Here is an 8,042-nt window from a genome sequence, read left to right on the forward strand (position 1 = left end):
CGCTCCCTTTATCTATTTTATTAGGAGGAAATATGCTCATTAAAAAAATAAAAACCTATAAATGGCAAGCCTTGGCATCCTTAATGATGACAGGCTTGATGGTTGCGAGTTCGCTCTTGCAACCGCGCTATTTGCAAGAGGTGTTAGAGGCTTTGTTGGCCGGACAAAATGAGGCTATTTATAGTATTGGCGCTTGGTTGATAGGAGTAGCCCTAGTCGGTCTGGTTGCAGGTGGGGTCAATGTAACGCTTGCAGCCTACATTGCTCAAGGAGTGTCTTCGGACCTTCGTGAAGACGCTTTTCGCAAGATCCAGACTTTTTCTTATGCCAATATCGAGCAATTCAATGCGGGTAACCTTGTCGTCCGTATGACCAATGATATCAACCAAATTCAGAACGTGGTGATGATGGCTTTTCAAATTCTTTTCCGTCTCCCTCTTCTCTTTATCGGTTCCTTTATCTTGGCGGTTCACACTCTTCCGTCGCTTTGGTGGGTGATTGTCCTCATGGTGCTCCTAATCTTTGCACTAACTGCCATCATGATGGGGATGATGGGGCCACGATTTGCCAAATTTCAAACCCTTCTTGAACGGATCAATGCTATCGCTAAGGAAAATCTACGTGGTGTGCGCGTAGTCAAATCCTTTGTACAAGAAAAAGCACAATTTGACAAATTTACCGAGGTTTCTGATGAACTTCTCGGCCAAAATCTTTATATCGGTTATGCCTTCTCAGTTATAGAACCCGTTATGATGCTAGTCGGCTATGGAGCGGTCTTTCTCTCTATCTGGTTGGTAGCAGGCATGGCTCAGTCAGATCCGTCTGTAGTGGGCTCGATTGCTTCCTTTATCAACTATCTCAGCCAGATTATCTTTACTATTATCATGGTTGGATTTTTAGGAAATTCTGTCAGCCGTGCCATGATTTCTTTGCGTCGTATCCGTGAGATTCTAGATACCGAGCCAGCGATGACCTTTAAAGATCTCCCAGATGAAGAGTTAGAAGGAAGTCTCTCTTTTGAAAATGTGACCTTCACCTATCCCAATGATGACGAACCTATGCTGAAGAATGTAACCTTTGATGTTGCGCCTGGTCAGATGGTCGGTGTGGTTGGAGCGACTGGAGCAGGGAAGTCCACTCTAGCTCAGTTAATTCCACGACTGTTTGATCCACAGGAGGGATCTATTAAGATTGGTGGCAAGGATATTCGAGACGTCAGCGAGGGAACCTTACGTAAAACAGTTTCCATTGTCTTGCAACGTGCTATTCTCTTTAGTGGGACCATTGCAGATAATCTTCGTCAAGGGAAAGGCAATGCCAGCGTGTCAGAAATGGAACGTGCAGCACGAATTGCCCAAGCCAGCGAATTTATCGGACGCATGGAAAACAAATTTGAGAGTCAGGTCGAAGAGCGAGGCACCAATTTTTCTGGTGGACAAAAACAACGGATGTCCATTGCCCGTGGGATTGTCAGCAATCCCCGTATCCTGATTTTTGACGATTCGACTTCAGCCTTGGATGCTAAGTCAGAGAGACTCGTACAGGAAGCTTTGAATAAAGACCTGAAAGGGACGACAACCATTATCATCGCTCAAAAGATTAGTTCAGTCGTCCATGCAGACAAGATTTTGGTCTTGGACCAAGGACGCTTGATTGGAGAAGGACGGCATGCAGACTTGGTAGCTAACAATGCCGTCTACCGCGAAATCTACGAAACACAAAAGGGAAAGGAGGAATAAAATGAAAACCGTTCGATTTTTCTGGAATTATTTTAAAGTTTACAAGTTCTCCTTTGTCATTGTGGTTCTGATGGTTGCAGTTGCGACGATTGCCCAAGCCCTCTTTCCAGTTTTTTCAGGTCAAGCAGTGACGGAGCTCGCTAACCTAGTTCTGGCTTATCAAAATGGAACTTCCGAACTAGCCTGGCAGAGTTTGTCAGCTCTGATGCTGAATCTAGCTCTGGTTGTTCTCGCCCTAGTGGTATCCAGTTTGATTTACATGACCTTGATGACCCGTGTGATTGCTGAGTCAACAAATGAGATGCGTAAGGGCCTCTTTGGCAAACTCTCTCGTTTGACGGTTTCTTTCTTTGACCGCCATCAGGATGGCGACATCCTTTCTCGCTTCACGAGTGACTTGGATAACATCCTTCAAGCCTTCAATGAAAGCCTAGTTCAGGTCATGAGCAATATTGCTCTTTACATCGGTTTGATTTTTGTCATGTTTTCAAGAAATGTGACGCTAGCCCTGATAACAGTAGCCAGCACCCCAGTGGCCTTTCTCATGTTGGTTTTCATCGTGAAGATGGCCCGCAAGTACACCAATCTCCAGCAAAAAGAGGTTGGGAAACTCAACGCCTACATGGATGAGAGTATTTCTGGACAGAAAGCTGTTATCGTACAAGGAATTCAAGACGACATCGTAGCAGGCTTTGTGGAGCAAAATGAGCGCGTGCGCAAGGCAACCTTTAAAGGGAGAATGTTCTCAGGCATCCTCTTTCCTGTTATGAATGGGATGAGCTTGGTCAATACGGCCATCGTTATTTTTGCAGGTTCTGCGGTCTTGCTGAACGATCCAAGTATCGAAACAACGACAGCCCTAGGTTTGATCGTCATGTTTACCCAATTTTCTCAGCAGTACTACCAGCCGATTATCCAGGTGGCTGCGAGTTGGGGGAGCCTCCAGTTGGCCTTTACTGGGGCGGATCGTATCCAAGAAATGTTCGATGCAGAAGAAGAGATTCGTCCGCAAAATGCGCCTGCCTTTACGGAATTGCGAGAAGGCGTTGAAATCAGTCACATTGATTTCTCTTATGTGCCAGACAAGCCGATTTTAAAAGATGTCAGCATTTCAGCTCCTAAGGGGCAGATGATAGCAGTTGTCGGTCCGACTGGTTCGGGAAAAACAACCATCATGAACCTCATCAATCGTTTCTACGATGTGGATGCAGGTAGCATTTCCTTTGATGGAAAAGACATCCGTGACTATGACTTGGATAGCCTGCGGAGCAAGGTCGGGATTGTCTTGCAGGATTCGGTCTTGTTTAGTGGGACAATCCGAGACAATATCCGCTTCGGTGTACCAGATGCCAGTCAGGAAATGGTCGAAGCAGCTGCCAAGGCAACTCATATTCATGACTACATTGAAAGCCTGCCTGATAAGTATGATACCCTTATTGATGATGAGCAGAATATCTTCTCGACTGGGCAGAAACAATTGATTTCCATCGCTCGGACCTTGATGACAGATCCTCAAGTCCTAATCTTAGATGAAGCGACTTCCAATGTCGATACCGTAACAGAAAGCAAGATTCAACATGCCATGGAGGCAGTTGTAGCAGGACGAACCAGTTTTGTCATTGCCCATCGTCTCAAGACCATCCTCAATGCCGATCAGATTATTGTCCTCAAAGATGGAGAGGTCATTGAACGTGGGAATCATCACGAGTTGCTCAAACTCGGCGGTTTCTACTCAGAACTCTATCACAATCAATTTGTATTTGAATAAGAAAAAAGTTGTCCTTTTGGGCAGCTTTTTCTTATCCATAAAAAATACTTATCACGGTCTTTTAAAAAACATATTAGACAGGAAAGGGTTGGAGTGATAAGATAAGACTGTCGCAAGAAAATCGAAAGGAGACACATCATGGCTAGAACGGTTGTAGGAGTTGCTGCAAATCTATGTCCTGTAGATGCAGAAGGGAAAAACATCCACTCATCTGTATCCTGTAAATTTGCAGAGAGCATTCGTCAAGTCGGAGGTCTTCCTTTAGTAATTCCTGTAGGGGATGAGTCCATTGTTCGCGATTATGTAGAAATGATTGACAAACTCATCTTGACAGGTGGGCAAAACGTCCATCCTCAGTTTTATGGAGAGAAAAAGACCATTGAGAGCGATGATTACAACCTTGTACGCGATGAGTTTGAACTAGCTCTCTTGAAAGAAGCGCTCCGTCAGAATAAACCAATTATGGCAATCTGTCGCGGAGTTCAGCTGGTCAATGTTGCTTTTGGTGGCACTCTCTACCAAGAAATTGAAGGTCACTGGCAAGGCTTGCCTTTTGGGACCTCTCATACTATTGAGACAGTAGAAGGGAGTGTGGTGGCTAAGTTGTTTGGCAAAGAAAGTCAGGTTAACTCAGTCCATCGTCAAAGTATCAAAGATCTGGCACCTAATTTCCGTGTAACTGCTATTGATCCAAGAGACCAGACCATCGAAGCGATTGAGTCTATCGACGAGCATCGTATCATCGGCTTGCAGTGGCATCCAGAATTTCTGGTCAATGAAGAAGACGGCAATTTAGAACTATTTGAGTATTTATTAAATGAATTGTAACGGTTAGAATCTCTAGCCGTTTTTATTCGCCCTTTCAGATTTTTTATATTTTAGCAAATTTACGCAAACGTTTGAATTCTGATAAAAATTGGGCAAATTCAATAAAAAAGCTTGAAAAAATCGAAGGTAAGCGTTATGATAGAAAAGAAGAAATTTTGGAGGATTATCATGTCACATATTAAATTTGATTATTCAAAAGTTTTAGACAAATTTGTTGCCCCACATGAAGTGGAATACATGCAAGCACAGGTAACTGCAGCAGACGAATTGATCCGCAAAGGAACTGGTGCTGGTAGCGACTTTTTAGGTTGGTTGGACCTTCCTGAAAACTACGACCGCGAAGAATTTGACCGCATCTTGAAAGCTGCTGAACAAATCAAAGCAGACAGCGATGTCTTGGTTGTAATCGGTATCGGTGGATCTTACCTTGGTGCCAAAGCCGCCATCGACTTCTTGAACCACCACTTTGCTAACTTGCAAACAAAAGAAGAACGCAAAGCTCCACAAATCCTTTACGCTGGAAACTCAATCTCATCTACTTACCTTGCTGACTTGGTAGAGTACGTAGCTGACAAAGACTTCTCAGTAAATGTGATTTCTAAATCAGGTACAACAACAGAACCAGCGATTGCTTTCCGTGTCTTCAAAGAACTCTTGGTTAAGAAATACGGTCAAGAAGAAGCTAACAAACGTATCTACGCTACAACTGACCGCCAAAAAGGTGCTGTTAAGGTTGAAGCAGATGCCAACGGTTGGGAAACATTTGTGGTTCCAGATGACATCGGTGGACGTTTCTCAGTATTGACAGCAGTTGGTTTGCTTCCAATCGCAGCATCAGGTGCAGACATCAAAGCTCTTATGGAAGGTGCAAACGCAGCTCGTAAAGACTACACTTCAGACAAGATTGCTGAAAATGAAGCTTACCAATACGCAGCAGTTCGTAACATCCTTTACCGTAAAGGCTACGCTACTGAAATCTTGGTAAACTATGAGCCATCACTTCAGTACTTTTCAGAATGGTGGAAACAATTGGCTGGTGAGTCAGAAGGGAAAGACCAAAAAGGGATCTACCCAACTTCAGCTAACTTCTCAACTGACTTGCACTCATTGGGTCAATTTATCCAAGAGGGAACTCGTATCATGTTTGAAACAGTTGTCCGTGTTGACAAACCACGTAAGAACGTGATCATTCCTACTTTGGAAGAAGACCTTGATGGACTTGGTTACCTTCAAGGAAAAGACGTTGACTTTGTAAACAAAAAAGCAACTGACGGTGTTCTTCTTGCCCACACTGACGGTGATGTGCCAAACATGTACGTAACTCTTCCTGAGCAAGATGCCTTCACTCTTGGTTACACTATCTACTTCTTCGAATTGGCAATTGCCCTTTCAGGTTACTTGAATGCCATCAACCCATTTGACCAACCAGGTGTTGAAGCCTACAAACGTAACATGTTTGCCCTTCTTGGAAAACCAGGATTTGAAGAATTGAGCAAAGAGCTTAACGCACGTCTATAATAGAAGAAAAGAGTGGCTTGCCCACTCTTTTTACTCTCTTTATTCGTAGACATTGGACTCAGGCGAGACTTGTGATATAATATAGAAAGCAAAAAGGCAGACGCCTAGAGACTTTATAGGAGAAACTATGTCAAAAGATATCCGCGTACGCTACGCACCAAGTCCAACAGGACTACTACACATCGGAAATGCCCGTACAGCATTGTTTAACTACCTTTACGCACGTCATCATGGTGGAACTTTTATCATTCGTATCGAAGATACTGACCGTAAACGCCATGTTGAGGATGGAGAACGCTCACAGCTTGAAAATCTTCGATGGTTGGGGATTGACTGGGATGAGAGCCCAGAAACTCATGAAAACTACCGTCAATCAGAGCGTTTGGAACTCTATCAAAAATACATCGACCAATTGCTAGCTGAAGGAAAAGCCTACAAATCATACGTTACAGAAGAAGAGTTGGCAGCTGAACGCGAACGCCAAGAAGCAGCTGGCGAAACACCACGTTACATCAATGAATATCTTGGCATGAGCGAAGAAGAAAAAGCAGCTTACATCGCAGAACGTGAAGCAGTTGGTATCATCCCAACTGTTCGTTTGGCTGTCAATGAGTCTGGTATCTACAAGTGGCATGATATGGTCAAAGGTGATATCGAGTTTGAAGGTGGCAATATCGGTGGTGACTGGGTGATTCAAAAGAAAGACGGATACCCGACTTACAACTTTGCCGTTGTTATTGATGATCACGATATGCAAATCTCTCATGTTATCCGTGGAGATGACCACATTGCCAACACACCCAAACAGCTTATGGTTTATGAGGCTCTTGGTTGGGAAGTTCCAGAGTTCGGTCACATGACTTTGATTATCAACTCTGAAACAGGGAAAAAATTGTCTAAACGTGACACCAACACCCTTCAATTTATTGAGGACTATCGTAAGAAAGGCTATCTTCCAGAAGCTGTCTTTAACTTTATCGCCCTTCTTGGTTGGAATCCAGGTGGCGAAGATGAAATTTTCTCTCGTGAGGAATTGATTAAACTCTTTGACGAAAACCGCCTCAGCAAGTCTCCAGCTGCCTTTGATCAGAAGAAACTGGACTGGATGAGCAATGACTACATCAAGAGAGCAGAACTTGCTACTATCTTTGAAATGGCAAAACCTTTCCTAGAAGAAGCAGGGCGTTTGACTGACAAATCAGAGAAAATGGTAGAACTCTACAAGCCACAGATGAAATCAGTAGACGAGATTGTTCCACTGACAGATCTTTTCTTCTCAGATTTCCCAGAGTTGACAGACGCTGAGCGCGAGGTCATGGCAGGAGAAACCGTTCCTGTTGTTCTAGAAGCCTTCAAAGCGAAGCTAGAAGCAATGACAGATGAAGAATTTGTAACAGAAAACATCTTCCCACAAATCAAAGCAGTTCAAAAAGAAACAGGTATTAAAGGGAAAAACCTCTTCATGCCGATTCGTATTGCAGTATCAGGTGAAATGCATGGACCAGAACTTCCAGATACGATTTACCTATTAGGTCGTGAGAAATCTATCCAGCATATTGATAATATGCTCAAAGAGATTTCTAAATAAAAAGGACTTCCGATGGATACATGGGAAAAAATGTATGAAGAAGCACGAACCTTATTCAATCCCCATGAAGTTTCTGACTTTGTTTATGCTAACCATGTTGTTGCTGCGGTAGAAGCAGAAGATGGTCAGATCTTCACAGGATTTTGTATGGAGGGCACTTGTGGCGTTTTTCATCTCTGTGCAGAACGAGCAGCTCTCTTCAATATGTATCAATTTTCAGGACAAACTAAAGTTAAGAAAATCCTCGCCTTTCGAGATAAACCTCCCTACGGCGAAGGATCAGGCATGCCCTGTGGCGCTTGCAGAGAATTTCTCTTAGAATTGAATGCTGAAAATAAAGAAGCAGAGTTCATGATGGACTACGAAACAAGAAAAACAATTAAGGTTGCTGAATTGATCCCTTACTGGTGGGGAGAGGAACGCGCGACTAATTGGCAAGATAAATAGAAGGAGTCAGTTTAACTGGCTCTTTCCCTTATCTTTTCAGAATTTTGATAAAGAGGAAAAAAAGTTCTTGACAAAGGTAAAAAAGTAGGTATAATAGAAAGAGTTGAAAAGCTCAGGTCCGTTGGTCAAGGGGTTAAGACACCGCCTTTTCACG

At 43.4% G+C, this 8,042-nt stretch carries 6 protein-coding genes; all 6 read left to right on the plus strand.

From position 1 onward, the window contains the following. The first annotated feature begins 32 nt into the window (after positions 1-32). The 6 genes from GMD4S_RS02590 (at position 33) to GMD4S_RS02620 (ending at position 7,888) form a co-directional block, all read left to right on the plus strand. The gene (locus GMD4S_RS02590; protein ID WP_000905730.1) at positions 33-1,739 is read left to right on the plus strand and encodes an ABC transporter ATP-binding protein; all 1,707 of its coding nucleotides are present in this window, start codon (positions 33-35) and stop codon (positions 1,737-1,739) included. 1 nt (position 1,740) lies between these two features. Then, positions 1,741-3,507 carry an ABC transporter ATP-binding protein gene (locus GMD4S_RS02595; RefSeq protein WP_000859993.1) on the plus strand — a complete coding sequence of 589 codons (1,767 nt, stop codon included), beginning with the start codon at positions 1,741-1,743 and terminating at the stop codon, positions 3,505-3,507. A gap of 138 nt (positions 3,508-3,645) precedes the next feature. After that, entirely contained in the window at positions 3,646-4,335 is a 690-nt protein-coding gene (locus GMD4S_RS02600; protein WP_000124763.1) for a gamma-glutamyl-gamma-aminobutyrate hydrolase family protein, read from the plus strand. Between the two features lie 168 nt (positions 4,336-4,503). Continuing rightward, on the plus strand, positions 4,504-5,853 hold the full coding sequence (locus GMD4S_RS02610) for a glucose-6-phosphate isomerase (protein ID WP_000018241.1): 1,350 nt from the start codon (positions 4,504-4,506) through the stop codon (positions 5,851-5,853). A 127-nt stretch (positions 5,854-5,980) separates the two neighbouring features. Then, the gene (gene gltX, locus GMD4S_RS02615) at positions 5,981-7,441 is read left to right on the plus strand and encodes a glutamate--tRNA ligase (RefSeq protein ID WP_000031046.1); all 1,461 of its coding nucleotides are present in this window, start codon (positions 5,981-5,983) and stop codon (positions 7,439-7,441) included. A 12-nt stretch (positions 7,442-7,453) separates the two neighbouring features. Beyond that, the gene (locus GMD4S_RS02620) at positions 7,454-7,888 is read left to right on the plus strand and encodes a cytidine deaminase family protein (RefSeq protein WP_000382004.1); all 435 of its coding nucleotides are present in this window, start codon (positions 7,454-7,456) and stop codon (positions 7,886-7,888) included. The last annotated feature ends 154 nt before the right edge of the window (positions 7,889-8,042 follow it).

The sequence above is a fragment of the Streptococcus sp. GMD4S genome (assembly GCF_000296955.1).

Excerpts from the sequence above, each read along its gene's own strand:
- GMD4S_RS02590 (WP_000905730.1), top strand. The coding sequence starts at position 33 with ATGCTCATTAAAAAAATAAAAACCTATAAATGGCAAGCCTTGGCATCC.
- GMD4S_RS02595 (WP_000859993.1), top strand. The coding sequence starts at position 1,741 with ATGAAAACCGTTCGATTTTTCTGGAATTATTTTAAAGTTTACAAGTTC.
- GMD4S_RS02600 (WP_000124763.1), top strand. The coding sequence starts at position 3,646 with ATGGCTAGAACGGTTGTAGGAGTTGCTGCAAATCTATGTCCTGTAGAT.
- GMD4S_RS02610 (WP_000018241.1), top strand. The coding sequence starts at position 4,504 with ATGTCACATATTAAATTTGATTATTCAAAAGTTTTAGACAAATTTGTT.
- gltX (WP_000031046.1), top strand. The coding sequence starts at position 5,981 with ATGTCAAAAGATATCCGCGTACGCTACGCACCAAGTCCAACAGGACTA.
- GMD4S_RS02620 (WP_000382004.1), top strand. The coding sequence starts at position 7,454 with ATGGATACATGGGAAAAAATGTATGAAGAAGCACGAACCTTATTCAAT.